We start from the raw sequence: 25,600 nt of genomic DNA, 5'->3' as shown, positions 1-25,600 counted from the left end.
TCACTTCGCGGAAAACCATTCACCTTCGATTCGAGCCTTAACCAAATGCCCTCTCGTACTATGGCCCCTGTCTCACCACAGCGATATCAAAGCTTCATGGCGGGACGGTATCATCGGACGAGCGCCGTAAATCTGGCGCGGTCGTTCTTTGGGGAGGCATTTCACCCGTGTCGTGGGTCGCAGCAGCATTTGTGTCGGCTTTCTTTGCCGGCGTCACATCAGTCCTGGCCAAATGCGGCATCAAGCAGACCGACTCCGATGTCGCGACGGCCATTCGCACCTGCGTGGTGCTCGTTTTCGCCTGGGCAATGGCGGACATTTCTGGATCCATTGGAACCATCGGCAGCATCGAACCCAGATCTTGGCTCTTTCTCGTCCTCTCGGGACTCGCTACCGGTGCTTCGTGGATCTGTTACTTTAAGGCGTTGGGCATCGGAGACGTCAATAAGGTCGTACCGGTCGACAAGATGAGCACCGTACTCGCTGCACTGATCGCCATCGTGCTTTTTGGCGAGACGAGCAACCTTGCGGTTAAGCTCGTGGGAACCGCTGTCATCACCCTCGGTACGTTTTTAATGATCGAGAAGAAGCAGTCTGCCGGACCCGAGCGGCAGCAAGACCGGACCTGGCTCGCTTACGCCCTCGGCGCCGCCGTGTTCGCGGCGCTCACGTCCATCCTTGCCAAGGTTGGCATCGAAGGCGTCGAGTCCAACCTGGCCACGGCAATCCGTACCTGTGTGGTACTGGTTATGGCATGGGCAATCGTGGCAGCTAAAGGCAAGATGGGCCAAGCCGTGCACGTAGACCGCTACGAACTCGTATTTCTCGCGGCATCGGGCATTGCGACTGGCGCATCGTGGCTGCTGTGCTACTACGCCATCGCCACAGGCCAGGTGAGCGTCGTGGTGCAGATCGACAAACTATCGATTGTCGTATCGGTACTATTTGCGCGCCTGGCATTCAACGAAAAACTCTCACGGCGCAGCGCCATCGGTCTCGCCTTCATCGTCCTGGGCACCGCCGCGCTCGCGATTTGGAAATAGCGCCGATGCCAAGCGAGATCTAGACGCTCGCAAATCCGTGACAAACGGCATATCCCGGCACGCCCGTGACGTTTTACAATATAAACGTCACGGGCCTCGGCTCAGTCTCGATCATCCAAGGGGATGTCTTTTTGGTCATTGTTCTTTAGGGAACGGTCAATCGCATAGAACCACGAAAACGGCCGTCCAACGGCCGTGGTTTGTTGCGCCGTTCCGCCTCCGTCATCTGCCATTTTTGCACCTGATAGGAAAGAACAATGCAAACCCAGGAATCTCAATCCTTCCCAAAAGCAACTAGCTTCGGCGCGACACTCGTACGCTCTAAGATTATGGGCCCCAATCCCCTCAAGCTCTGCGAAGAGCTGCTTCGCGATGTGCATATCCCCTGCGGCGTCCGCATTTGCGACCTTGGATCGGGCACCGGTATCACCAGCGCCCTACTCGCCCGCGAATACGGGTTTGACACCTACGCTGTCGATCTGTGGAGCGACCCCGTCGAAAACCGTGCGTTCTTCGATTCGCTCGGTATCTCGCGCGACACGATTCACCCTGTTAAGGCAGACGCCTCGCAGGGGCTGCCGTTTGAGCACGACTATTTTGATGCGGTCGTAAGTATCGACTCGTACAACTACTACGGCCGTGACCCACACTATCTGGGTGAGCGCCTACTCCCCTACGTAAAGCAAGGCGGGATGCTCTACTTAAGCATCCCCGGCATGGTTCGCGACTGCCACGACAACCTGCCCGTTTGCCTGCTCAAATCCTGGACACCCGAGCAGCTCGACTATATGCACGACATAGCCTGGTGGCGCGCCATGATCGAGCCGACCCCCGGCGTCGAGATTGTCTCGATGCAGCCTATGCTCTGCACGGACGAAGCATGGAAAGACTGGCTCGCCTGCGACAACGAGTACGCAGCAGGCGACCGCGCTGCCGTTGAAGCCGGCGCACTCGAATACCTCAACACCATCGCCATTGTGCTGAGGAAGCTCTAAACATTAGCCGCGCGAGGCCGTAAACAAATGGCCTCGCGCGGCTTCTTCAAAACGAGTTCTGAACAAACGCAAAGCGCAATATGCTACTTGCGCAGCGGCTTGGGCAGCGGAATGCCGGCGGCGATGGCTGCGGCGATGATCATGCAGACGATGCCCTTGAGCGGGAAGCACATGAGCAGCAGGCCCACGACCATAACGGGTTGGCGCATGACGGCGCCCATCGTCGATGCCGTGCAGACGGCGACGCAAAAGACCGGATCGGCGCCGGTGAGGATGGCAAGGCCATAGCCCAGGCTTACGCCCGAGAAGATAACCGGGAAGAAGTGACCGCCACGCCAGCCCATATTGATGAGGGCGGGGGTCAGCATAGCCTTGACAAGACCGGTCGCGATAAGCACGCCGGCGGGAATGGTCAGATAGGTTTCCATGAGCACATCGGCCTGGGTCTCGCCGGCAAACATGGTGTAGGGCAGGAGCGTGCCACAGATGGCGAGCGCCAGACCGGCCATCATGGCCTTGACGACAGGACGCTCCCCTATTGCACGGGACAGCGCCTCGCTTGCATGCTCGGAGACAAAGTACAGCCAACCACAAACGGTGCCGAGCAACGCCAGCGGAATGAGCCAGGCAAGCTCCAGGTTGCCCACCTCGGCGGACTCGAACCTGGGCATGCCAATGCCGCCGCCCACGAGCTGGCCAAGCAACAGGTAAGTGCCCAGACCGCCGGCAATCGCAATGCCATAGACCACGGTCTTTTGCGCCTTGGGCAGCTTGATGGTGATCTCGTCGGACGCGGACTCATCGTCGGCATCTTCGCCCTGGCCGTCGGCGCTACCGGCGAGCGGCGCCACAAAGCCAAAGACAGGCGCGGTAAAGAGCGCCGTCAGGGCAGCCTGGGTACCTAGCAGCGTGAGCTCCCTAAACTCGGCGCCAAAGCGACGCATGCGGTCGCCGACCCAGCTGCACAGGCCCGCGATAACGCCGGTCAGGCCGGCCTCCGGTCCAATACTTCCGCCAAACAGCAGCGGCAGCAATGCCGCAAGCGAAAGCTTGCCCAGATTGTCGTACGGGTAGCGCCCATCTTGCTTGACCTTAGCCATCACCTGATTGAGGTTATCGGTCTTGGTGTCTGTCATCTTTTCGTACAGACCGATTAACAGGCCACCCAGCAGGCAGACAAAAAACGGGTACGGCAGAAAGCCAAACGGGCCGCTGGCGAGCTCGGGCGAAGCGACGCCCAGTGCGTGCGGAATCTCGGTCCATAGATAGTCGATGCCGTGCTCCATCACAAAAAAGAACAGCCAGACCGCGGCACCTGCGAACGCACCGGTCACGGCAACGCTAACTAAAAACAGCGCGCGGTTTGTAGGTTTAGCGAGCTTATCCATCGGGTCCTCCCGCGGTCAAAGTCGACATAGATACGTTTTATTGTAGAACGAGTGTGGCCCAGACAAGCCAACCGTCTGCGCTGCAAACGGAGCCACCGGGGACCACAGCGGGACAGGCTCAAGGCTTATCCGTTGATAATTGATGCGATTTCGTACAGATCCTCGGCAAAGTAAATGCCTTGCTGGCGCCGTGGGCTTGATAGGCCCTTATCAATCATGTGTCCGAGCAGCGCCTTGAGGTCGTTGTAGTAACCGTCCAGGTTATACAGGATGCACGGAGCACTCAGGTGCCCCAACGACACCGCGGACATAACCTCGGCAATCTCCTCGAGCGTGCCCGTCCCACCGGGAAAGGCAATGAACGCATCGCCGAGCTCGATCATCTTTGCCTTACGCTCCGCCATATCGCTCGTCACGATGAGGTCGTCGATACCGTCATGTTGAAACTCGGCCTCGATAAAAAAGCTCGGCTCCACACCCGTCACGTGCCCGCCGGCATTAAGCACGCTATCGGCGAGCGCGCCCATCAGGCCCGATTTGGATCCGCCGTACACGAGCGCGTGCCCGTTGGCGCCAATCCAGTTGCCCAGCTCCTGCACCGCAGGCAGAAACGCCGGGTCATTGCCGATACTGGCACCCAGATACACGGTGATATTCAAATTCAGTCCCCCTCATGGTGACGCGCGGCGCCCGTTTTAGCGCTGGCGCCGGCGATATTCGCGCACGCGGCGCGACAGATCGGCGAGCTCGTCACGATCGAGCTCTTCCAAATGCTCAAGATCATCCATAAAGCGCGCCATAGTGTCCTTTTGATGCATCTTGATGAGCATATTGCAGTAGCTCACCGCCACGCCCGTGAGCATGGCAATGTAAAAAATGCTGATAACGCTCAGGACGACCGTGATGACACGGGCGACCGGCGTTTCGGCCGGAATGTCGCCAAAGCCGATCGTCGATACGGTCTCAAAGCTAAACCAAAGGCCGTCGCCAAACGTAAGAGTTGTTGGCTCAGAGAGCCAAACAGCCATTGAACACAGAAGATAAAAGACGAGAAAAAGGCCCGTGATGCGCACGAAACCGGCTTGACGCAACACATCGGCCAGCGTCCTCAGCTTTTTCATCGAGACCCCCTTTTTCAGGACAAGCAATCGCTTTTGGTCGGTATTGTCCCACGCCTCCCCCGCAAACGGAACCAGCCATCGAGAATGCCCCTAGACGACGAGTTGTGAGGGACAATCCTTCCACAACAAAAAGTGCGTTTCAATCTGCGACAAATAGGATGTTCCCGTCGGCCTCGCAGCCTGAACTAGTATCTTGATATAGACATGCCACCCACCGCCGTGCACGCAGCACGCGGAAAGAAAGGAAACCCACGATGTTTAGACCTCTTCGTAGAAAGAAGCGTGCTATCACCGATCAAGAGGCACGAGAGCTGCTTGTTAATTGCAAACGCGGCATTTTTGCCGTCAACGGAGACGACGGCTATCCTTACGCCATTCCCGTTAACTACTACTTTGACCCCGAGCACGACAAAATTTACTTTCATGGAGCCAAGGCGGGGCATAAGGTCGATGCACTCAAACGCAGCGACAAAGTCTGCTTTACCGTCTATGGCAACGATTGGTACAAAGACGACGACTGGGCACCCTATGTTCAGAGCACTGTGGTTTTTGGCCGTTGCCGCCTCGTGAACGATGACCCGGCGTTTGTCGAAGACAAAGTCCGACAGTTTGCCCTCAAGTACTATCCTTCTGCCGAAGAGGTCGAAGAGGAGATCAAGCAAAGTATCAGGGGCGTCCAGCTGTATGAAATTACGGTTGAACACCTTTGCGGCAAGCAAATTCAAGAAAAGTAGCAAACGTGGAAAACGCGCTCGCAACCCTCTGCGCCCTATGCGCCCACGCACGTTGACGACGCGGGCGCAAGCCGCAGTACCCGAATCGTGCGACCCCTATACCCCAAAAACGTAGCGGTCTAGGCGGTCGCACGCTTCCCTTACGCGCGAAAGCGGCAGCGCCAGATTCACGCGAATGTGGCAGGGGCCATGGAACGGACGTCCATCCTGATACCCCACGCCCACGCGTGCCCCCTCGTCGAGCAACCACTGAATATCACGGCCATGCTCGCGGCACCACTCGGTGCAGTCCAGAAACACCATGTACGTGCCCTGCGGACGCGAATAGGACACGCCCTCAAAATGCTCGTCCACGTAATCGCAGAAGTACTCGATATTGTCGGCAAGCACCTGGTTGAGTTCGTCCACCCACTCGTAGCCCTGCGGTTGGTAGGCACCGATAAGCGCATGCATCGAAAGGACATTCATCTCGTTGTAATGGGTCTTGTTAGACACAGCGCACATGCGGTCGCGCAGCGTCTCGTTGTAGACAATGTGGTAGCTGCCGACCAGACCCGCCAGGTTAAACGTCTTGCTCGGCGCATAGAGGGCAACCGTGCGCATGCGGGCATCCTCGCTCACCGACTGCGTCGGGATGTGCTTGTGTCCCGGCAGAATGATATCGGACCAAATCTCGTCCGAGATCACCACGCAATCGTGCTTGCGATAAATGTCCATGGCGCGCTCGATCTCGTCGCGCTCCCATACGCGGCCGCAGGGATTGTGCGGCGAGCAGAACACTGCGGCATGGATGTGGTTTTGGGCGAGTTTGCGCTCCATGTCCTCAAAGTCCATGCGCCACACGCTCTGGTCGTCGAGCTGAAGCGGGCTGTGGACAATGCGATAGCCCGCGGCCTCGATGGACTTGGTGAAGCCGATGTAGGTGGGGCTGTGGACCAACACCGCATCGCCCGGCTGGACATACGCGCGCAGTGTCGACACGACACCGCCCAGCACGCCGTTTTCGTAGCCGATATGCTCAGGCGCCAGGCCCTCGACGCCATTACGGCGGCTCTGCCATTCGATGATGCGGTCGAAGTACTCGGAACGCGGATTGAAGTAACCAAACATGGGGTGCTGGGCGCGCTGAATGATGTGCTCCTGGACTGTAGGCACCGTGGCGAAGTTCATGTCCGCCACCCACATGGGAATGCGGTCGAAGCCCTCGTCGGGTGCGTTCGGAGCCATACCGGGGATCTCACCCCAAGAGTCAACGGCGATGGAGTCCATGCCGTGGCGGTCGATGATTGAAGTGAAGTCGTATTTCATGCTGAGCCCCCGTGCAGAGCGGAATGATTCGGTAGGCGTTATTGTCCACCAGCGTAGGCGATTTTGGCATGGGGTTTGGCGCTTAATTTGACGGATGCGGACGAATGGCTGACTAGTCTCGCGCGTCGTTGATGGCGGTTACCGTCAACCTGGCCCCGTCAATCGTAAACGATATGTCGAGTCCGGCGTAAGCCAAGTGGTAAACGCGGTTTGGCTCGTGCTTGCTGCCCGCGCGGCGCGGATCTTGGCGAAGAACCTCGACCAGACCGGGGAGCTTTGCGGGCGGGACCATGTCTTGAAGCGCTTGCGGGAACTTAACATCGAGCTCTTGCCACGGAGCACCCTCAATCCAGCCGCCGGTCGCATCCGGGTGGCAGTCCGCAAACGGGATGTAGGGCTTAATGTCGTAGATGGGCGTGCCGTCACGCAGGTCGGCCCCCAGTACATGGATGATGGGGCCGTCGTCGGTGCGCTCAACGCGGCTGAGCTTGACGCAGGTAAGACCGATGGGATTGGGGCGAAACGGACTCCGCGTGGCAAACACGCCCACGCGTTCGGCTCCGCCCAGACGCGGCGGGCGCACAGTCTTCGACCACTTGACGTTGGTGCCGGACCTGTCCTGCGTCTTGGCATCGGCAGCTATATCCTTAGCCGTGCCGCCGGGCGTTCCGTTTTCGAAGCGCCACAGCAGCCATAGGTGAGAGAAGGAGTCCAGACCCTCAACTGCTGCGTTGGAGGCAAATTCCGGCTCAAAGACGATGCGTCCCTGCAGGTGGGGCGCCAAAAAGCTGTTGCGCGGAATACCGAACTTCTGCGGCAGGTCGGTATGTATGTAAGCGATTGGCCTCATTATACCCCCGGTTACAATTTATTCCGACATAAGAGCAGGTCGACGCAGTCCTTTGACTTGCACATGATACCAACTTGCACTTAAACAATCACCGAAAAGACGAACGTTGCACAACCCATTTTCCGCTAATGCGCATGTAGACCGCTCAACAAGTCGAAGGAAATGCTTCACCGCGGTCATAGTTGTTTTACCAAAACTTGCAGACATTCTTTAAGGTTGGGTATAGAATTAGGTTATGTCTAGGGGGGGTACATCGCAGAGCCGCCCATAACCACGCATTTCATAACCGAACCTTACAGGGGGGGGAACACAAGTGAAGCACAGCCATATCAGATTTGTTGCTTTAGCGGTGGCCTTCGTTGCCGCCGTCGTCCTCGCGCTGCCGGCGACCGCATTGGCCGGCCAGGCCGGTCAGTTCACGGCCTCCGCACCACAGTCCGTTTCCTATAACGGCCAGGAGCACCACTTCAAGAGCACCGTCAAGAACGAGAAGGGCGAGGAGCTCGTTGAGGGCGAGGACTTCGTCCGCCAGTACTACTACACAGACCAGCGCAGCTGGAATCCCTCGAGCGAGACCGAGTGGAAGAATTCCGACAAAGGAATGACTGCCGCCGGCTTCGTGTGGGAGAACATTCACGGCATCGGCGAGTACAAGGACTACGCCGACAACTCAATTCGCCACAGCGTCTGGACGCAGTATCAGCTCAAAGTCCCGAACGTGACCATGCAGGAGGGCGAGGAAAAGCCCTCCCTCGCCGCCGACCTCAACGTGCTGAGCGGCAACCCCAACAACCCCCTCAACCTTTCCGACTTCATCCTCAGCTGCGATGCCGCCGAGAAGGCCAACTACGCGCCCGGTGAGTACGACATCACCGTCGCGACCGACCCTGAGAAGATTCCTGCGCCCTACACCAGCAACACCGCCAAAAACCGCACGGGCATCGGCAGCTTCGACTACGAGGGCTACCACTACTATCAGCTCGTCGGCGACGATACCAGCGGCTTTGTTCAGGTCCAAGTCGTCCCCGGCACGCTCACCATCACCCCCGCTTACACCCAAGTAAACGTAACTGTCGCTTGGAAGGACTCCTCCAACAAGGACGGTATCCGCCCGAGCGCCGAGGACTTCGCCAAGTACCTCACGCTCACCGCTGACGGCGAGCCCACTGACGCGCAGGCCGTCATTGTGGAGAACGGCGACACCTACAACGTCGTCTTCGACAACGTCCGCAAGTACGCCTATGACGAGAACGGTGTCCGCCACGAGATCGCCTACCAGGTGACCCAGGCGAACATCGACGGCTACACCACGGACAACGCGACCGTTGGCAACGAGGGAACAATCACGAACACCCACGAGATTGCTGCCGCCCCCGCCGAGAAGCCCTCGACCGAGAAGCCCGCTGCAAAGAAGACCTCTCGCAAGGCTCTTCCCCAGACCGGCGACCAGAGCGCGAACGCCCTCGCCATCGTCGCACTCGGCGCGACCGCCCTCGGCGCCGCCGTTGTCATGAAGAAGCGCAACGAGCTCTAGGCCGCGCTCTTCTTGCCATTGAATGGAGCCCCGTCGGATATTCCGGCGGGGCTTTTCGTTATGCGCAACCAACGATTGCTTGGCAGCCCGCGTACCCGCGGCCATACTTTAACCAGCGAACAAACCCGCAGGAAGGAGTCGTCATGGCATTTGCAGACAAGCTCGTCGCCATCCGCCGCGCGCACAATCTCACGCAGGAAGGCCTCGCCGCCAAGCTCTTCGTCACACGCCAAGCCGTCAGCCGTTGGGAACGCGGCGAAGTCACCCCGGGCATCGACATGATGAAGCTCATTGCCGCCGTAACCGGAGAACCGCTGTCCCACCTGCTCGAAATGCCCGAGCACTATTGCCAGAGCTGCGGCATGATACTCACACCCGACGACTGCGGCACCGATGCTGTGGGCGCCATGACCGACCATTACTGCAAGTGGTGCTACGACCACGGCAAGTACACCTACGACACCACCATGGAGGCGATGATCGAGGATTGTGCCCCGCGGCTGGCGCAAAACACCGGCATGTCGCTCGACGAAGCCGTCTCGCTCATGGGCGCCGTCCTGCCGCAACTGGAGCGCTGGCGCTCCGTGCAAGAAAACGAGGAGCGCTACGGTGCCGAGGCGCGGGCGCGCTATGGCGACGAGGCGATCGACGCAGCAAACGAAGCACTGCTGGACATGGACCCCGAGACATGGAACGACATGAAGGAACTTGAACGCGCTATTCTGGGTCAGCTTTCGATTGCCATGGGCGACGGCGATGCGGATGGAAGCGAGGCCCGCAAACTTGTCGCGATGCACCGTCGATGGATTGGCCTTAACTGGGGGCACAAGCCCCAAGACGAAGCATACCTGGGCCTCGCCCACGGCTATCTTGCTGACCAGCGCTTTATCGACTACTACGACAAGCCCTGCGGCACCGGAGCCACGGCGTTTCTGGTACAGGCCATCGAGTCGTCGTCAGCTCATGCATAGACCGCGGCGGCTTTGGGTATTTCAATCAAAACCTCAACCGATTGGAGACTTATGGCTACTAATCATGAGCTCACGCTGTACGTTATGACCGGCTGCCCGTATTGCATGAAGGTCAAGCGTTTCCTTGCCGATAACGGTGTGACCATCCCTGAGCGCAACATCTCGACCGACCCCGATGCCGAGCAGACGCTCATCGCCGTCGGCGGAAAACGCCAGGTTCCCTGTCTGTTCATCGACGGCAAACCACTCTACGAATCGAGCGACATCATCGCATGGGTACAGGAGAACCTGCTCTAGCGTGCGCATCCCGTCCGTCCAAGGCCCCAACCCATACGGCCAAACATGTACGCCAGTATCCAAAGTCGACACTTTTCGACATCTTTGGATGCTGGCGTACAGCTTTTTGCATGGGCCCGGCACAGGTGATCCGTTTTCTCCGCCCCGAGGGTCAAACGAAAGGGCGTGGGTGGCTCGCTCTAGCCACCCACGCCCTAAATTGAACAAATGCGCTTAGCGATGTAGCTCACCGTAAGCGTGACCTGCCAACCATCAACTACCTATTGGAATTGGCCCTGCGACGAATCGCCTCACCAAAGCCGAGCACCGCAGTGCCAACACCGGCGAGGGCGGCAGTCATCACGGCGCTGCTTTTATCACCGGTCGAAGGGAGTGACTTGGTGCTCTTGGTGCTCTTGGTCTTCTTGGCAATCTCCGTCTTGGGTTTTTCACTCGGCTGAACGGGCTTCTTCGTCCACTTGCCGTAGAGCGTCATCGAACCCGTCAGCGAATCGCCGTCGTTCCACAGGACCGTGCAGCCCTCGTCGGTATACCAACCATCGAACGTCCAACCATCGACAGCCTTCTGCTCCTTGGCGGCATACGCAGAGCCAACCTCAAGGCCCTCATCGGCATCGGGCAACTTTGCCTTCTCGGGGGCTTCGCCGACATACTGGTAGCTGACGCTTACGAGGCCGTGGGCAGCCTTGAATGCAACAGGGGCTTCTTTTGCCTCGTAAGTACCAGGTTGAGCAGCCTCTACATATTTGGCCTCGCCATGGGCGGACCAGCGAGAGTCCTTCCCGTCAACATACCAGCCGTCAATCGTGTGGTCGCAGTCATCAAGGATCCAGCCAGTGCCAACATTGCCAAAATCAGTGTCGCCAGCACTGGTGCTGTAGATGTCATCGCCGGCGTTCGCGGCGTGGTTGTTGTAGATAACAACCGACGAGTCGAGCCTCATAGTGCCCACGTTATAGACGCCGCCGCCCATGTCGGCACCAATGCCGTCCTTGTTGCAGGCGCCAGTGCCGTTATTGGTAATGGTCGCAGAGCCAATGGTCAGGTTGCAAACATCTTGCTCAGTGTAGATACCAGAGCCCGCATTATTTTTGATGGTGACGTTTGCGCCCTTCTCAATCACGCTTGTGTATTGTTTGTTGCCCTGGAAGAAAATGCCGCCGTTCTTCGCGGCGGGTCCCTTTGTACCGTTGCCCTCGACGTCAACCAGGCAAGAAGAATCAACGTTAAGCACGCGAGTCCAGATGCCACTGTACCCGTTGTCATTCGCATAGAGCTTCGAGCCCTTGCTCATGTCGATGCGCCAAGCGGAAATACCCCAGGTGCCGCTGTTATCGAACGTGACTTCGGAGCCGTTCTTGATGGTGTAGTACGTGCCGTTCGAGCCGTTGCCCTTGCTGTTAAGAACCTTGACCGTCGACGAATCGATAGTGGCATAGAACGTGCCCGTAAAGCCAGAGCGGTTGTGGTCGGAGATATAGGTGGAACCACCTTCAATATTCACGTTGTAGCCACCGTCACCACCATCCCACTCAAGAGCGTCCTGGCTGTAGTTCTTAATGGTGAGATTAGAGCCATTCTTCAAGTTTAGCTTGTTGTTGCTGCAGAAATAGATGGCATGCACATTGCTGGCGGTACCGGTACCGTCCATGGTAAGCGTAGCGCCATCGAGCGTGAGCGAGGCATCCTTGCTCGCGCACACAGACATCCAATTCCACTCGGCGGTATACGGAGTGGAGCCGATGCCGGTCATGGTCACGTTGACGTTCTTGAACGTCAGAGCCTTACCCCAAAGGGCAATGCCCTTCTTCTGGGTGAACTTCAGCGCGTGGCCATTGCCGTCGATGGTGAGGTCCTTGTGCAAATCAAGGCCCGAAGTCTCGGCATCGCCAAGGAGCTTGATGGTCGCGCCGTTCGTGTTTTTGGCAGCAGCGAGCGCTTCATCAAAGGTCGCGTACGGGGTCCCATTAAACTCTGCGACAGAAGCACCGTTCCTTGCGCCCGCAGAAGCACTTGCGTCAACAGGAGCCGAGGAGGGAGCGGTCGCAGCAGATTCGGCAGAAGAGGCGACAGGCGTGCCAGATTCGTTCGCAGACGCGGCATCGACTTGGGGCTTGGCAACCGTGCTCACCGAAGACGCCTCAACGGCAGGCTCGGAAACAGAAGCAAAACCGCCATCCGCAAAAGCCTGAGGCGCAAGAAAGCAGAGGGATGTCATAAGCCCTGCTGTTACCGCAAGAACGGCATGGGAGCGTTTTTTCATGGAATGCCTTTCCTTTCGTATCGAGCCCGGCAGAATGCCGGCACAACTATCTTACATCGCTATTCTTATGGCTTAAGCGAAATACGCTTCAGGTTTATAGCTCAAGTATTATCACATTGTAAATATTTTAAATAGTCATAGCATCATCACATTTTGGCAAGTTTCTTGCACAACTTTTGGTGCCAGTCCCAAGCCTCTGGGAGTTGGCACCAACAAGACGATTTGCTTCCTTCGTCCCCCTACAGATCAGTTATCCGTGGAAACGAGCGGTAGGCGCGAGCGGCTGCTCGCGGAAAACGCGGTCGACGGCGGCGCGGTATTCGTCGACCTTTTTAGTCTTGCGTACGAGTTTGTGAACGGTAGCAGGATCGGCGAAGGCGCATTTAGCGTAGAACCACCACTCCTTCATGCGAAAGACCGCGTTGCCGCCAATCTCTTCTGCATATGCCGCAAACAGCGTGTCGTGGAAGCGCTGCAGTTCGGCTGCCGTGGCAGCAGGACCGCCCTTGACCATGCGAGCCAGCGCGGGGTTCGCAAGCAAGCCACGCCCCAGCATCACATGGCGTGTACCGGGATAGGCCTCCACCAGCGCCTCCATGTCCTCAAGATCAAAAATATCGCCGTTGTATGCCACCGGAAACGGCGCCAGCTCCAGCGTCTCGCCATAAAACTCTTTGCGCGGCGAGCCCGTATAGCGATCCTTCTGTATGCGCGGATGCACGATCAGTTCTGCCAGCGGCATGCGACAGTACAGATCGAGCACGCGCTCGTATTCGTCGTCGCTCTCCAGCCCCAGCCTGGTTTTTACCGATACCGGCAACGGCGAGCGCTCGCACACATCACGCAAGAACACCTCGAGCTCATCGAGGTTGCGCAAAAAGCCCGATCCTTTGCCCTTGGCAACAACCGTCCCCGAGGGGCAGCCAAGGTTGAGATTGACCTCGCGGTAGCCCATGTCGGCGAGCACCTGCGCCGCCCACACAAACTCGTCCGCGTTCTTAGACATCAGCTGAGGCACTACGTTGAGCCCCTGGTTGTTGGCAGGATCGATCTCCTTAAACGCCTTGCCGCCAAAGCGGTTTCCCACCCGCGGCGGCGGCAAAAACGGCGTGTAATAGCAATCGAGCGCGCCAAAGCACTCCGCATGCACGCGACGGAACACATGCCCGGTAATCCCCTCCATGGGGGCCAACGATAGAATCATCAACATCTACTCTCAAATCAATGCGGCAAAGGAACCGCCCCTTTGTCACATGCATTATGCCTTGTCCCCGAGGCGGCCCACAAGGCGGAGGCGGTTGCTTGACACCAACCAGCCCTCCGACCATCCCTGTGCAACGAAGGTGAATGGCGCCCACAAACAGCAAGCAGGGCCGCCCCACAGCAGCTCCCTCACTCGCCACTTTTTCCTTGTCCAAAAGAGGACGTTCGCGATCAAGCGATCACCAACAGCAAGCTGTTGACCGCCATGTCTGAACAACAGACACCCTCCGCTCATCTATACTCAAGAGTGTGTGCGCATCGCCCTCGAAAAACGATGAGAGTCGAGGCCCCATGCAGCTGCTCACCGAGCAAGAAAAGAAACGCATCCAGCGGTACTGCACATACCCCAAAATCGCAGCGACCGCACTCGTCATGTCGTTCGTAGCATGTCTGTTGATGTTGCCGCTCCAAATGATCAACGATGTCGCGTTCCACCAAAAGGAATTCCAATCCGCGGGCATATATACCGCCATTGCACTCACCGCAATCGAACTCGTCATCTTTTGCTATTGCGCTCTTGCGCCGCGCTTTGGAATGCAGGGCAAACAGTGGAAGGAGCTGCAGAGCAGGCTTGCGGTAGCCCAAACCAACAAAGACCGCTCCGCGGAGGTCGCCGGCGTGCTCGCCGCGCAAGATGCCTTGGAGCCCGCGTGCAAACGCGTCGCGGCAGACGACCCATACGAGTCGTATCACGACTACGGCTACCGCATTACCGGCTATCTGCTTGATAATGACCTTGGCGCTCAAGCAGCCTATGTCTACCTTTCTTTCGATGCAGATGGCATGCTCACGGACGTCGATTACACCAGTCAGATCGACCCCGAGGCAAGCCTTGCAGACAACCTCGCCTGCAGCGAGCAGGATATCGCGACACTCTGCGCCCCGCTCAACGGGTTAGACATTTCCGTTGCCACACCGGGCCTCCTCACGCCATGCAGCCTGTCGGATGAATTTAAACAGGCATTTTTAGCCGGATCCCTATATGAAGAAATCAGCATCAAGACGGAGGACGAATCTATCAAGTCGTACTACACCTTTGACACCGAGCCCAAAGAAGAGTTCGACAAGTACACCCATCCGGAAATTAGCCTCATGCTCTCCGCAAAGGAGGACTAGCAACTTACGCTCTAATTGACGCTCGCAAACGCCGTCTATATCTCAAGGTCTAATACTTTTCCCGAGAAGTGAACGGCTATATTTGGACCCCCGAAGCATCGACATTTTTAGACGCCAAACCCGCAGGATTTGGCTGGCAAAACCGCAGGAAACCGCCTTCAATAAGTGTCGATGCTTCGGGGGTCCATTTTGACTCGTTCACTTCTCGGGAAAAGTATTAGACCTCGATTTACATGTCACTCAATGTGACAAAGGGACAGTCCCTTTGTCACATTATTCGGAGCGCAGGGCTTCCACGGGGTCTTTCTTGGATGCACTGCGGGCCGGCAGCAGGCCGGCAACGACCGTCAGCAGCACCGAAATTGCAATGAGCGCCAGCGCATCCTGCACGGGCAAGCTCATCAGATTGGGTACCTGTTTGGCAGCAAGCGCCCAGGCATTAACCGGAAAACTCACGGCCACCACAACGACAATGGCAAAGACGCCGGCAATGAGGCCCTCGATAAAGGTCTCGGCGTTGAACACGTTTGCCACGTTGCGCTTCGACGCACCGATCGCGCGTAGGATGCCAATCTCCTTTTTGCGCTCCAGCACGCTGATGTAGGTGATGATGCCGATCATGATGGAGCTCACGACCAGGCTGATGCTCACGAACGCGATGAGCACCAAGCTGATGGTATTCACGATATCAGTCACCGAGCCCATGATGATGCCCATGTAGTCGGTGTACGAGATTGCCTGCTCGTCGTGGCCGGCGGCTTTGACCTGCTTGTTGTACGCATCGATATGGTCGAGTACGCGCTCCTTGGCCTCAAAGTCGCGCGGGAAAATCTTGACCGAGATGGGATCCGCTTCATCCGCGTAGCCCAACGTGGTCAGATTGTTGTCGTAGGTGAGCTTCGACGCCTTGGCATAGCTCATCATGAGCGAGCTCAGGTCCTCGGCGTCCATGTTGAAGTGGATGGCACGAGCAAAGGCGCTCGCATCCACGCGCATGGCGCTCGCCAGGTTGGCAAAACTCGAAGATATCTGCGTCACCATCTGGTCCATGAGCCCTGCCGCGCCGGCCTTGAGCTGGGTCGACACGGTCGTTGCCACCTGCTCGCTGATCGCCTTCATCACCTGATCCATAGCCTGCTGCAGATACGGAGCCAACTGATTTTGGACATAGTCGGTCATCGCCTGTTGCAGGCGCTCGGCCAGGGCATCGCCGCCGAGCGCCTTGAGCTGCGCCAGGCACTGCTGCGCCACAACATCGTTCTCGAGATACGCCGAGAATGCGGCAGCAAGCTTTGACGCGTCTTTGAGATCTTCGGGTGACAGCGCCCTAAACTGATCAGACTGCAAAAAGCCCTCAAATAGTTGGTTGGCAAGCGTTCCCACCTGTTGCATTTGCTCGGGCGTGAGCTCCAGACCGTCAAAGATGCCCGAAAAATCGGGGGTCGGCGCTTTGGCCATGATGTCGCTTAAGTCGATGTCTTTGCCAACGCCCGAAAGATCAATATCCAGGCCCGACAAATCGATGCCCGAAAGATCCATGCCACCGGCAGAACCCGAGAGTGCAGACGCATCGAACGAGAACGCGCTCTTGAGCGCTGCCTCGTCCACGCTGAACATACTGCCCAGATCCACGCCTTGCCTGGCCTCGCCTTGCAGTTCGTCGAAGGTTTTGCCCGTAAAGACATCCGTCTCGGGGTGGGCAAGTTGCTCTTGCACGATCTGCGAATTGGCGGCGCGCTCCATAAGCTGGCGAGTCAACGCATGCGTATAGGCAATGCCCGGAGATAACGCGCTCGCATTGGCCGTCTCGTTAGGTCGCACCACGCCCACAATGTGCACGTCAATACCGTCGGCAACCTTGGCCGTCATAAAGTCGGCGTCGCCAGACATGTCAGTCCACATGCCGGTCTCTTCGTTTTTGCGATAAGCATCGGCCGGCGACAACACCTTAAACGTCGTGGACAGCGCATCGTCGTAAGTAAAGTCGGCGCCGCTCTCAGGCGTCTCAATCTTACCGTCGGCGGCCATGGCACTGTTCACCAGGTCGTTGAGCTCATCGATATCCAGCGCACCGATGCTGTAAAGCGTATAGTCGCCCACCGTTCCACGGCTCGAAAGCACCATTACGGCTTCGTGAGCAGACGTAGGCCAATGGCCGGCGACGACATCGTACTGGCTGTCGAGCAGACTCTGATCGTCGATCATCTCGTTAAAGACCGAGGTTCCCATGGAGTCCATGCTCACCGTTGCCGCCGAGCTCGCACCACCGCTCATGGCCTCGGTCATAGCGTTGGGCACCAGCCGGACAGGCTTCTCATCGCCCTTGCCGGCACGATAGACAACCGGCGTCACGCCGTAACCGTACTGGATGGCGTTGACCTCTTTGTCGATACCGTCGCCGCCGCCGTCAAGCCATGCCTTAAAGCTCGTCATATCGTTGGACTTAACACTTGCGAACATATCCTTTACGGCCGTGACCACGGGAATCTTTTTGGTTCCCTGAGCCTTACCGTCGGTGCCGTCGTCGGACGAACCCTCGTTCTTGGACGTATCGTCATCCGTGGCCCCCTGTTCGCCCATCATGGACGACAGGTCGTAATCCTGCTTGGAAATGGTAAGCGGGTAGCTCGAAAGCGTATCCTCCTCGACCTTTTTGATGTAGCCGTTTACGCCATTGGACAGCGCCAAAATCGCCGCGATGCCAATAATGCCAATCGAGCCCGCAAAGGCCGTCATGGCCGTACGGCCCTTCTTGGTCATAAGGTTTCGGGCAGAAAGCCCCAGCGCCGTCACAAAGCTCATCGAGGTTTTGCGCGTAGGCTTGGCCTCGCGGCGCGTGGCGTCAGCGACATCGAAAGGATCAGAATCGTCGGTAATCTTGCCGTCCGCCAGGTTGACGATGCGCGTGGCGTACTCGTACGCCAGATCGGGATTATGCGTGACCATGATAACCAGACGGTCGCGCGCGACGTCCTTGAGCAAGTCCATGACCTGCACGGACGTTGTGGAATCCAAGGCGCCGGTCGGCTCGTCTGCCAGCACAATCTCGGGATCATTAATCAGGGCGCGGGCGATGGCCACGCGCTGCATCTGTCCACCCGAAAGCTGACTCGGGCGCTTGTTCACGTGCTCGCCCAGACCAACGGCCTCGAGCGCCTTGCGCGCACGCTGGCGGCGCTCGGCGTGCCCCACGCCCGTGAGCGCAAGCGCCAGCTCCACGTTTTCCAAAATGGTCTGATGTGGAATGAGGTTATAGCTTTGGAACACAAAGCCGATGCGGTTGTTGCGATAGGCATCCCAATCGCGATCGTGAAAGTCCTTGGTCGAAATACCGTCGATCAGCAGGTCACCCGAGTCAAAGTGGTCGAGTCCGCCGATAACGTTGAGCATCGTGGTCTTACCCGAACCCGAGGGCCCCAGAATGGCCACGAACTCGTTATCCCGAAAAGACAGGCTCACGCTGTCGAGCGCCACCTGCGTAAACGACTGCGTAACATACCTTTTGCAAATTCCTTTGAGCTCCAGCATGGACGGCAACCTCTCCTGCGCAGGCACCTTGCCCGCTCTCCCCCGCCGTTCGTATTCGACGCGTTTGTCCTACTCTATCCCCATTTTTTACCGGCGCAAGTGAGGAATGTAACGAAGCGCGCCAAAAAACGAGCAGGACGGCACATCGCGTGACGTACCATCCCGCGCATACCGCCGATAATGTGACAAAGGAACTGTCACTTTGTCACATTAGTCAATTGTGAGTGCATCCCCTGGAGCGATATCCGAAACCTCGCTGCCCAGCGCCAGCACGCCGTGCCAGCCTTCCTGTAAGCCACCTTTCTCGAGGATAAGATCCGAGCTGTCGATCGTACTGACGGCGGGCAGTGGTTTGCCAAGAATCGCGTTGGAAACATCCACCACTTCAAGAGTCCCGTGGCGGCGCGGTTGATGAGAACCTTTGCCGAATGGCGCAAGCCGCCGTGATAATCAAAAAGATGTCCACACGGATTGATATGCTCGCCGATAAAGAGCAGCCATGCCGCAATCTTCTCCGCGGCAACAATACGGAAGGCGACCATGAACGATTGCGGCCAAACAGGCACGCCTAAGGACAGCGCCAGTGCGAAGGATTATAAAAGTGCCCTCGATTACATGCTGTCCGGGCTGAATACCTATGTACGAGACACCGATCTTTCACCTCAGGTCGCCGCGCTCTACAAGCCCGGCACAATCTTTCGCAGCAAGAACCCCGCTGACATATCGTCCCACATTGGCGGCATGAGCACATCGCATCGTCTTCTCATCCTGTTGAACCGCATCATCGATCTAACCGAATTGGAGCAAGACGCCGATCGAGGACACTGTGCGACCCCGTCGGAGTCTCGTTTTTTAGTGCTCGATGCGTACGAATACCACGGAAAGACACAAATTACGCTGCTGCATCTTTTGGACGACGAACGCTGGCGTTACTTTATCGATGCGGTGCCGGCAGCACCCGAACTTGAAATTGATGCCATACGCATCAATTTCAGTGCCGTATGCGAACAGCAGCCCATCAGCGATTTAGCATCCGAAGAATGGCTCGATTGTTGCTCAGACCCCATCGGCGTAAACCCCCAGGGAGAACTGTATTCACCCGAGCCTAAGCCTGCGGAGGCACTTTGACCCGTCTTTGTGGGTGAGCTTGAAAAGCGGTAAGCGCTCTGACCTGCCGTACAGCGAAATGGAAATTCCGCGGTCTCCATCACTTGATACGATACAAAACAGTAGACAATCCGAAAGGAGCAAACGATGGACCTTAATCCCAACAACGCATATGGAGTCGAAAAGGAAGACGTTGCGCGCATGGCAGAACTTGCCGGCATGGAGTTTGTCGACCATGGCGAGGACGAATACAACGAGGGTTTTCCTTCCGAAGATCTTATCTATGGGCCCGAGCAGGAAAAAGACCTCCTCGCCGAGATGGCAAACGTTGCATTCTCCACGCCTGGCGATGATTATGCCCAGTATATCTGCGAAAACAGAGAGCGCATCTACCGTGCGGCCCGTATGTCTTCAGCAGTTAGGGAAATGCTCGTCTTGGGCTACAGGCTGGGAGTTTCGTCCGGCAGCGGAGCCTGTATGAACGATTTAGGCGCCCTCTACTATATGGGAGACCTTGTTGAGCAGGACTACGCCAAGGCCGCGGAACTCTACGAAATGGCGGCCGACGCAGGTTGCTTCCAGAGCATCATCAACCTCGGCTATATCTACGAGTACGGAAGGACTGGCAAGCCCGACCATGCCAAAGCCTATCAGTGGTATTCGCTTGCCGCAGCGCTTGCGCCCTCCAGCGAGGCGGTGTACAAACTCGGCGACATGTTCAGCCGCGGTCGCGCCGTGCCGCAAGATAGGTCAAAAGCATACCGCCTGTACGAACGCAGTCTTGAGCTTGCCCGCGACGATGCAGAGTTCGCCCAGCCCGCCATTCGCATAGCCTCTATGCTCATTGACCCCGACGCCCCCTCTTGTGGCATCGACCGTAATCCCCTGCGCGCGTTGGCGCTCTATCAACGCGCCGAAATCGGTCTGCGCATCGACATCGCCAATGGCATGACATATTACGCCAAGCGTCTCCGCGAGGCCATCGAAGGTCAGGAGAAGGCTCGTGAGCTCGTCGAGATGGACAATTTTGTGATTGACCGCTAAGTGCCACTTTCGCGCGTCTTATCAACATCAATGATCTGATCCTGCCATGGAGTCCCTCCATGGCAGGATCAGATGTTTACCTTGGCGCCGTCGATGGTCTTGAGCAGGAAATCGCCGTAATTGCTGCCGTCCTCAATCATCGGCATATCTTTATTGGCGGCAAGAAACACCTTTTCCCACAGTGCGCTATCGCTCGAAAGGATATCGTTCTCCTTTTGCATGAGCTTCGCATACAGCTCGGCGGCCTCGTCGGCATTGGTCGGCTCCTGCGCGATGAGCTCCGCGATCTTAGGATCGGAGCTCGTAGATTCGCTCGCGTTGCCACCGGGCGCCGAACATGCCACAAGACACAAGGCCAGCACCGGCACCATAAACAAGGCCGCAATCTTAGAAAGCTTCATGGTCATTCCTCCGTTTTGTCGAAGCTTGTTTACTTTTTATCGGCGGTCAGAGGGAGCTTTGCTGCCGACGCATCCAGGCCATAGCGATAGCTGATGGCATCGACGGGACAGGCCCCGATGCACTTTCCGCACCGGATACATTCGGCATGATTGGACGCGCGGACCACATCGACGTCCATCTGACAAACCTTTGAACACTTGCCGCACGAGACACATTTGCATGCGTCAACCCGAATCCCCAGTAGGGACACCTTATTCATGAGCGCATAGAATGCGCCGAGTGAACAAATCCATTTGCAGAAGGGGCGGTAGAACAAAACGCTCTGCTCTACCACGGCAATGAGAACGACAAGTTTCCAGATAAAGAGCCACCCCAGCGCAGATCAAATACCGGCGTTGGCAATGGCCAGCGGAATGGCGCCCTCGAGCACACCCTACGGACAGACGTATTTGCCCGACTGCGAGACCAAGGTACTGATTCTGTCCGCGCGTGGTGAAGTATCCGTTAAAGTCTCCGGACTCGATGCCGGCGCCAACGATTGCCTCACCGAGCCGTTTCATCTGGACGAGCTTGCGGCAAGGATCCGCAGCCTTACCCTCAGACGCTTTACACAAAGCGACATAGTTTTAACCTGCGGAAAGCTCAGCTTTGACACCAAGGCGCGCATCGCTTCCGTGGACAGTGAGGCTCTATCTCTTACGCGCAAGGAAACGGGAATCATGGAATACCTGATGCTTAATCAGGGGCGTCCGGTAAGCCAAGAGGAGCTTATCGAGCACGTTGCGCGGGAATGTGACGAATAACTGCCCCTTTCGCGCACACAAAAGCAAGGGGCCCATGCGCACAGAACCAACGCCATGCCGTGCGCGCGGTGCTGCCCGGTATGAGGGCCCGCCGCTCCGGCCATGTGTTCAACGTGAGCAGCTTGGGCGCTTACAACGTCGGACCGCTCTCGGGCGTGTACTGTGCCACCAAGCGCGCGGTAAAGGCGATATCCGAGACGCTCGACCAGGAGCTCGTGGTGGGTACGCCGGTCTACTTTGCAGGAGCAAACGGCGCGTTGCTCGCGCTGCTCGACCGCGCGTTTTACGCCGCGAGCGTGCACGGAAGACGGTTCGCCGGCAAGCCGGCATGCGCGGTGACGACGCTTTGGCGGGTGGGGTCCACCTCAACACTCGATGAACTGAACCGCTGCTTTACATTCAGTGGCATGCCAGTGGCCTCGTCGACCTACTGGAACATGATGTTTAACAGCGGCGACAACCCCTTTGGCGAGGACATGCTGCGCCAGCTCGGGGAAAACATGGCCCATCTGGTGAGGACGACAAGGGTCTAATGACCCGATAATCCCATCTACATTTGATTAACTTAGCGGACGCCTACTCGACAGCGGGCGTCCGTTGCATATGGGCGCCAACTTGTGGCGCCGCAAGGTCGGTCATTCTGGCTTCGTCGCTTGTGCCTTCAATCTCTCCTCAGCGCTCAGCATCGCAGGATGATACGGACACTTTTCGCCCATGCACACTGTATTGGCCGCATAGCTATCGCAGGCTGGCGTCTTCTCCCATGCTTTAAGCTGTGGTCCGCCGAGCGCGTTAAAAAACGAAACGGCCTCACGAATCGCCACGCGCGCGTCTCGCTTGCAGCACCGCGGACTTCCCGAGCGCGCGATGGCGGCGAGCAGCTCCGAAACCATAAGCTGTCCCTCCTGCCAGCCTTCACTACGCAGCGGCGCATTGCCGCGCACGATTGCATATGCCATGCCCGCAGACGCAGCTGCCCCGCACATGCCCCAGCGGGCACACGTTGCCCCCGGCACGCAATCCGAACGAGACATCAAATCGGCAAGATCGTCTTTGAGCATCGCATCTCGCTCCCCAGATGCTTCGGCGTTGCGCCAGCACGCAAGCAGCACCGCGCCCACAATAAAATGGTGGATGGGGCCAAAATCCACGCAGCGCTCATCTGCCATAACCTCTTCCAAAAGAGCCGCGGGCGCCACCGACACACTGGCCATGAGCATCTCAACAATCCAGCCTGTTTGTTCGTCTTTTGCCATGCGGCATCCTCCTCTAAAACAAATTGTGCGCACACTCCATTATGGCCTTCTTCTGCCCAGCGCGCTCAATGCGAAACAACCTGCTTCGCTCGTGCCGCCAACAAGCCCTGCTAGTTCTCGTCGCAAACCAGCCCTGCTCAGGGGCAACACCAGAGGCGATGGCAAGCACGATGGACAGTGGCAACACCACGACGGCAGCTCTTTTCGAAAAAGAAGGCCCCGCGCAATCGCGCGAGGCCTCCCCATTCATGGAACTATGATCAAAGCAGCCCAAAAAGCTTACTCCCACTCAACGGTGCCGACGGGCTTGGGCGTGAGGTCGTAGCACACACGGCAGATGCCGGGAACCTCGGCTGTGACGCGAGCGGTAATACGCTTGAGCAGTGCCCAGTCGAGCTCAGGCACCTCGGCGGTCATCACGTCGACGGTGTTGATGCAGCGGATGATGCAGGGCCAGTCGTAGGCGCGCTTGCCCTCGCGCACGCCGGTGGCACGGAAGTCGGGCACCACGGCGAAGTACTGCCAGATGGTCAGACCTGCCTTGTCGATCTCCTCGCGCACGATGGCGTCGGCTTCGCGCAGCGCCTCAAGACGGTCGCGGGTGATGGCACCAAGGCAGCGGACGCCCAGGCCGGGACCGGGGAACGGCTGACGCTCGACCATGTTCTCGGGCAGACCGAGCTCGCGGCCCACGACGCGGACCTCGTCCTTGTACAGCAGCTTGACGGGCTCGCAAAGCTCAAACTGCAGGTCCTCGGGCAGGCCACCCACGTTGTGGTGGGCCTTCACGCCATCCTGGGACTCCAGGATGTCGGGGTAGATGGTGCCCTGGGCGAGGAAGCTGACCTCGTCGCCAACCTTGCGGGCCTCCTCCTCGAACACGCGAATGAACTCGGCGCCGATGATTTTGCGCTTGGCCTCGGGCTCCTCGACGTCCACGAGCTTATCCAAGAAGCGATCGGTCGCGTCCACATAGACCAGGTTGGCGTCCATCTGGTTCTTGAAGACGTCGACGACTTGCTCGCTCTCGCCCTTACGCATCAGGCCGTGGTTCACGTGCACGCAGATAAGCTGCTTGCCGATGGCCTTGATGAGTAGGGCCGCGACAACCGAACTGTCGACACCACCGGAAAGGGCCAGCAGGACCTTCTTGTCGCCGATCTGCTCGCGGATTGCAGCGACCTGCTCATCGATGAACACCTGGGCAAGTTCGGAAGTGGTGATACGCACCATGTCGTCGGGACGCTTGTTGGAATCCATGCAAAGCTCCTTTTCGGTTCGATGGGAATGCGTCACACGTATGCAGACGCACCGTCATATGACCTCATTATATGCAGAACAAGATGTGTTTCCCATCGCTGCGACAAAGCTTTTTGCAGGGGTGGCAATTTTTCCTATTGTCGAGCTCAGCTAGGCTTCGGTAGCCACCTTGGCAGCATCGCCAATAGACTCTTCCTTTATACGTTCTGCGTAATCGTATGCCATACCCGCAAATTCCAGTCCCGAGTAACAGGAGTACAATTGCTGCTATTGTTGCCAGCTGTTGGGAGATGGAAGATGGACTGCGATGGCTACCCTTGCGTTCCCATGCCGTTGATGTGCACCGCCTTTGTGCCGGGGCAGATTGACGCTGCGGTTGCAGGCATTTCCGACCCCGATTCGCGCGCCATTGCCACGGCAGAAGCGCTGTACTTTCGCGGACAGGCCACCCTCGCTGCCAAGACGGCGCGCCCCTATCTTGACGCCACCGACCCCGCACTGCGCTATTCCGCATGCTTTATCTGCGGATACGCCAGTCTGTCGCTCAACCGTATCGCCGATGCCCGCCGGTGCCTTACTGGCATCCTCGATACGCCGGCCGACGAGGAATCGCCTGCCGTCCACGCCATGCATATCCTGTTCGCCTCGGCCGCGAGCGTCCTGCTGCACTTGCCTTCCCCGTATTCCGCCGAAGAGTTTTATCCGCTTGCGGCGCATTTACCCGAAGGCCTGCGCCTGTTCGCCAGCTACGTGATGGCGCACGCCTTGTATCTGCGCGGCGAATACGGCCGCAGCCTGGGCATGGTGGAAAATGCCCTGATCATGAAACAGGGAAGCTATCCCATCTCGGAACTGTTCCTGCACCTGGCGGCTTCCATGGCATGCATGAGCCTCAAGGACATCGACGCCGCAAAGGCACATTTCGGAGCCGCTTGGGACATTGCGCGCCCCGACGGCCTCATCGAGCTCATTGGCGAGCACCACGGCCTTTTACAGGGGCTCATCGAGGCGTGCCTAAAAGCGCAATACCCTGACGATTTCGCACGCATCATCGAGATTACGTATCGATTCAGCTACGGCTGGCGGCGCATCCACAACCCCGATTCGGGCGAGGACGTGGCCGACGATTTAACGACCACGGAGTTCACCATGGCCATGCTCGCCTGCCGCGGATGGACCAACGCCGAAATCGCACGCCACATGGAAGTATCGCCGGGCACTGTTAAAAACCGCCTATCAGGAGTGTATGCCAAGCTTGGTATCGGAACTCGCGCCGAGCTGGTCGCGCATATGTTGCGTTAGCGACCGGGCTGCCAA

The 25,600-nt window shown here is 57.8% G+C and carries 25 protein-coding genes; 12 read left to right on the top strand and 13 right to left on the bottom strand.

Going from position 1 to position 25,600, the window contains the following annotated elements:
* Positions 1-167: 167 nt before the first annotated feature.
* Together ACTQX9_RS07825 and ACTQX9_RS07820 are read left to right on the top strand one after the other, a co-directional pair.
* Positions 168-1,043: an EamA family transporter gene (locus ACTQX9_RS07825; RefSeq protein ID WP_441541026.1), complete on the top strand. Its 876-nt coding sequence runs from the start codon at positions 168-170 to the stop codon at positions 1,041-1,043.
* A 257-nt stretch (positions 1,044-1,300) separates the two neighbouring features.
* Complete coding sequence (locus ACTQX9_RS07820; RefSeq protein ID WP_441541024.1) at positions 1,301-2,038, top strand: SAM-dependent methyltransferase; 738 nt, start codon at positions 1,301-1,303, stop codon at positions 2,036-2,038.
* Positions 2,039-2,121: 83 nt separating this feature from the next.
* On the opposite strand, the gene ACTQX9_RS07815 is transcribed toward ACTQX9_RS07820, so the two are convergent.
* The 3 genes from ACTQX9_RS07815 to ACTQX9_RS07805 all read right to left on the bottom strand — a co-directional run bounded on the left by ACTQX9_RS07815 (position 2,122) and on the right by ACTQX9_RS07805 (position 4,547).
* Complete coding sequence (locus ACTQX9_RS07815) at positions 2,122-3,426, bottom strand: chloride channel protein (RefSeq protein ID WP_441541022.1); 1,305 nt, start codon at positions 3,424-3,426, stop codon at positions 2,122-2,124.
* 125 nt (positions 3,427-3,551) lie between these two features.
* Entirely contained in the window at positions 3,552-4,085 is a 534-nt protein-coding gene (locus ACTQX9_RS07810) for a TIGR00730 family Rossman fold protein (RefSeq protein ID WP_427719368.1), read from the bottom strand.
* 36 nt (positions 4,086-4,121) lie between these two features.
* Positions 4,122-4,547, bottom strand: a complete 426-nt coding sequence (locus ACTQX9_RS07805; protein ID WP_154516963.1) for a potassium channel family protein — start codon at positions 4,545-4,547, stop codon at positions 4,122-4,124.
* A 254-nt stretch (positions 4,548-4,801) separates the two neighbouring features.
* On the opposite strand from ACTQX9_RS07805, the gene ACTQX9_RS07800 reads away from it, so the two are divergent.
* Positions 4,802-5,281, top strand: a complete 480-nt coding sequence (locus ACTQX9_RS07800; RefSeq protein WP_154516961.1) for a pyridoxamine 5'-phosphate oxidase family protein — start codon at positions 4,802-4,804, stop codon at positions 5,279-5,281.
* Between the two features lie 96 nt (positions 5,282-5,377).
* On the opposite strand, the gene ACTQX9_RS07795 is transcribed toward ACTQX9_RS07800, so the two are convergent.
* Entirely contained in the window at positions 5,378-6,589 is a 1,212-nt protein-coding gene (locus tag ACTQX9_RS07795) for a MalY/PatB family protein (RefSeq protein WP_427728362.1), read from the bottom strand.
* 112 nt (positions 6,590-6,701) lie between these two features.
* The gene (gene tsaA, locus ACTQX9_RS07790; RefSeq protein WP_441541019.1) at positions 6,702-7,439 is read right to left on the bottom strand and encodes a tRNA (N6-threonylcarbamoyladenosine(37)-N6)-methyltransferase TrmO; all 738 of its coding nucleotides are present in this window, start codon (positions 7,437-7,439) and stop codon (positions 6,702-6,704) included.
* Between the two features lie 313 nt (positions 7,440-7,752).
* Here tsaA and ACTQX9_RS07785 point away from each other — a divergent pair, with 313 nt between their 5' ends.
* The 3 genes from ACTQX9_RS07785 to ACTQX9_RS07775 all read left to right on the top strand — a co-directional run bounded on the left by ACTQX9_RS07785 (position 7,753) and on the right by ACTQX9_RS07775 (position 10,241).
* Complete coding sequence (locus tag ACTQX9_RS07785) at positions 7,753-8,973, top strand: Cna B-type domain-containing protein (RefSeq protein WP_441541017.1); 1,221 nt, start codon at positions 7,753-7,755, stop codon at positions 8,971-8,973.
* Between the two features lie 143 nt (positions 8,974-9,116).
* A complete protein-coding gene (locus tag ACTQX9_RS07780; protein ID WP_441541015.1) occupies positions 9,117-9,944 on the top strand; it encodes a TipAS antibiotic-recognition domain-containing protein in 828 nt (275 codons plus the stop codon).
* 51 nt (positions 9,945-9,995) lie between these two features.
* Entirely contained in the window at positions 9,996-10,241 is a 246-nt protein-coding gene (locus ACTQX9_RS07775; protein WP_154516949.1) for a glutaredoxin family protein, read from the top strand.
* A gap of 256 nt (positions 10,242-10,497) precedes the next feature.
* On the opposite strand, the gene ACTQX9_RS07770 is transcribed toward ACTQX9_RS07775, so the two are convergent.
* Together ACTQX9_RS07770 and ACTQX9_RS07765 are read right to left on the bottom strand one after the other, a co-directional pair.
* Positions 10,498-12,504, bottom strand: a complete 2,007-nt coding sequence (locus ACTQX9_RS07770) for an InlB B-repeat-containing protein (RefSeq protein WP_441541013.1) — start codon at positions 12,502-12,504, stop codon at positions 10,498-10,500.
* A gap of 250 nt (positions 12,505-12,754) precedes the next feature.
* Positions 12,755-13,708, bottom strand: a complete 954-nt coding sequence (locus ACTQX9_RS07765; RefSeq protein WP_441541011.1) for a tRNA dihydrouridine synthase — start codon at positions 13,706-13,708, stop codon at positions 12,755-12,757.
* 350 nt (positions 13,709-14,058) lie between these two features.
* Here ACTQX9_RS07765 and ACTQX9_RS07760 point away from each other — a divergent pair, with 350 nt between their 5' ends.
* Positions 14,059-14,883, top strand: coding sequence for a hypothetical protein (locus tag ACTQX9_RS07760; RefSeq protein WP_441541009.1), 825 nt, complete (start codon positions 14,059-14,061; stop codon positions 14,881-14,883).
* 273 nt (positions 14,884-15,156) lie between these two features.
* Here ACTQX9_RS07760 and ACTQX9_RS07755 read toward each other — a convergent pair whose 3' ends face one another.
* On the bottom strand, positions 15,157-18,411 hold the full coding sequence (locus ACTQX9_RS07755; protein WP_441541007.1) for an ABC transporter ATP-binding protein/permease: 3,255 nt from the start codon (positions 18,409-18,411) through the stop codon (positions 15,157-15,159).
* Between the two features lie 210 nt (positions 18,412-18,621).
* Positions 18,622-18,795: a hypothetical protein gene (locus tag ACTQX9_RS07750; RefSeq protein ID WP_154516931.1), complete on the bottom strand. Its 174-nt coding sequence runs from the start codon at positions 18,793-18,795 to the stop codon at positions 18,622-18,624.
* Between the two features lie 156 nt (positions 18,796-18,951).
* Between ACTQX9_RS07750 and ACTQX9_RS07745 the strand changes: the two genes are divergently transcribed.
* On the top strand, positions 18,952-19,539 hold the full coding sequence (locus tag ACTQX9_RS07745) for a hypothetical protein (RefSeq protein ID WP_441541005.1): 588 nt from the start codon (positions 18,952-18,954) through the stop codon (positions 19,537-19,539).
* Positions 19,540-19,665: 126 nt separating this feature from the next.
* Positions 19,666-20,562: a tetratricopeptide repeat protein gene (locus ACTQX9_RS07740; RefSeq protein ID WP_441541003.1), complete on the top strand. Its 897-nt coding sequence runs from the start codon at positions 19,666-19,668 to the stop codon at positions 20,560-20,562.
* Between the two features lie 68 nt (positions 20,563-20,630).
* Here ACTQX9_RS07740 and ACTQX9_RS07735 read toward each other — a convergent pair whose 3' ends face one another.
* Together ACTQX9_RS07735 and ACTQX9_RS07730 are read right to left on the bottom strand one after the other, a co-directional pair.
* On the bottom strand, positions 20,631-20,963 hold the full coding sequence (locus ACTQX9_RS07735) for a hypothetical protein (RefSeq protein WP_427719385.1): 333 nt from the start codon (positions 20,961-20,963) through the stop codon (positions 20,631-20,633).
* Positions 20,964-20,992: 29 nt separating this feature from the next.
* A complete protein-coding gene (locus tag ACTQX9_RS07730) occupies positions 20,993-21,142 on the bottom strand; it encodes a 4Fe-4S binding protein (protein ID WP_427719404.1) in 150 nt (49 codons plus the stop codon).
* 235 nt (positions 21,143-21,377) lie between these two features.
* Between ACTQX9_RS07730 and ACTQX9_RS07725 the strand changes: the two genes are divergently transcribed.
* Both ACTQX9_RS07725 and ACTQX9_RS07720 read left to right on the top strand, forming a co-directional pair.
* Positions 21,378-21,767, top strand: coding sequence for a response regulator transcription factor (locus tag ACTQX9_RS07725; RefSeq protein WP_441541001.1), 390 nt, complete (start codon positions 21,378-21,380; stop codon positions 21,765-21,767).
* A 59-nt stretch (positions 21,768-21,826) separates the two neighbouring features.
* A complete protein-coding gene (locus tag ACTQX9_RS07720) occupies positions 21,827-22,300 on the top strand; it encodes a flavodoxin family protein (RefSeq protein WP_441540999.1) in 474 nt (157 codons plus the stop codon).
* A gap of 102 nt (positions 22,301-22,402) precedes the next feature.
* Here ACTQX9_RS07720 and ACTQX9_RS07715 read toward each other — a convergent pair whose 3' ends face one another.
* A complete protein-coding gene (locus ACTQX9_RS07715) occupies positions 22,403-23,023 on the bottom strand; it encodes a DUF5714 domain-containing protein (RefSeq protein WP_441540997.1) in 621 nt (206 codons plus the stop codon).
* A gap of 279 nt (positions 23,024-23,302) precedes the next feature.
* On the bottom strand, positions 23,303-24,283 hold the full coding sequence (guaA, locus tag ACTQX9_RS07710) for a glutamine-hydrolyzing GMP synthase (RefSeq protein ID WP_427794284.1): 981 nt from the start codon (positions 24,281-24,283) through the stop codon (positions 23,303-23,305).
* Between the two features lie 297 nt (positions 24,284-24,580).
* On the opposite strand from guaA, the gene ACTQX9_RS07705 reads away from it, so the two are divergent.
* A complete protein-coding gene (locus ACTQX9_RS07705) occupies positions 24,581-25,585 on the top strand; it encodes a helix-turn-helix domain-containing protein (RefSeq protein WP_441540995.1) in 1,005 nt (334 codons plus the stop codon).
* The last annotated feature ends 15 nt before the right edge of the window (positions 25,586-25,600 follow it).

Source organism: Collinsella sp. LCP19S3_F2, assembly GCF_052121015.1.
In the GTDB taxonomy this organism is placed as follows: Bacteria; Actinomycetota; Coriobacteriia; order Coriobacteriales; family Coriobacteriaceae; genus Collinsella.
This window is presented reverse-complemented; position numbering and strand designations above follow the sequence as displayed.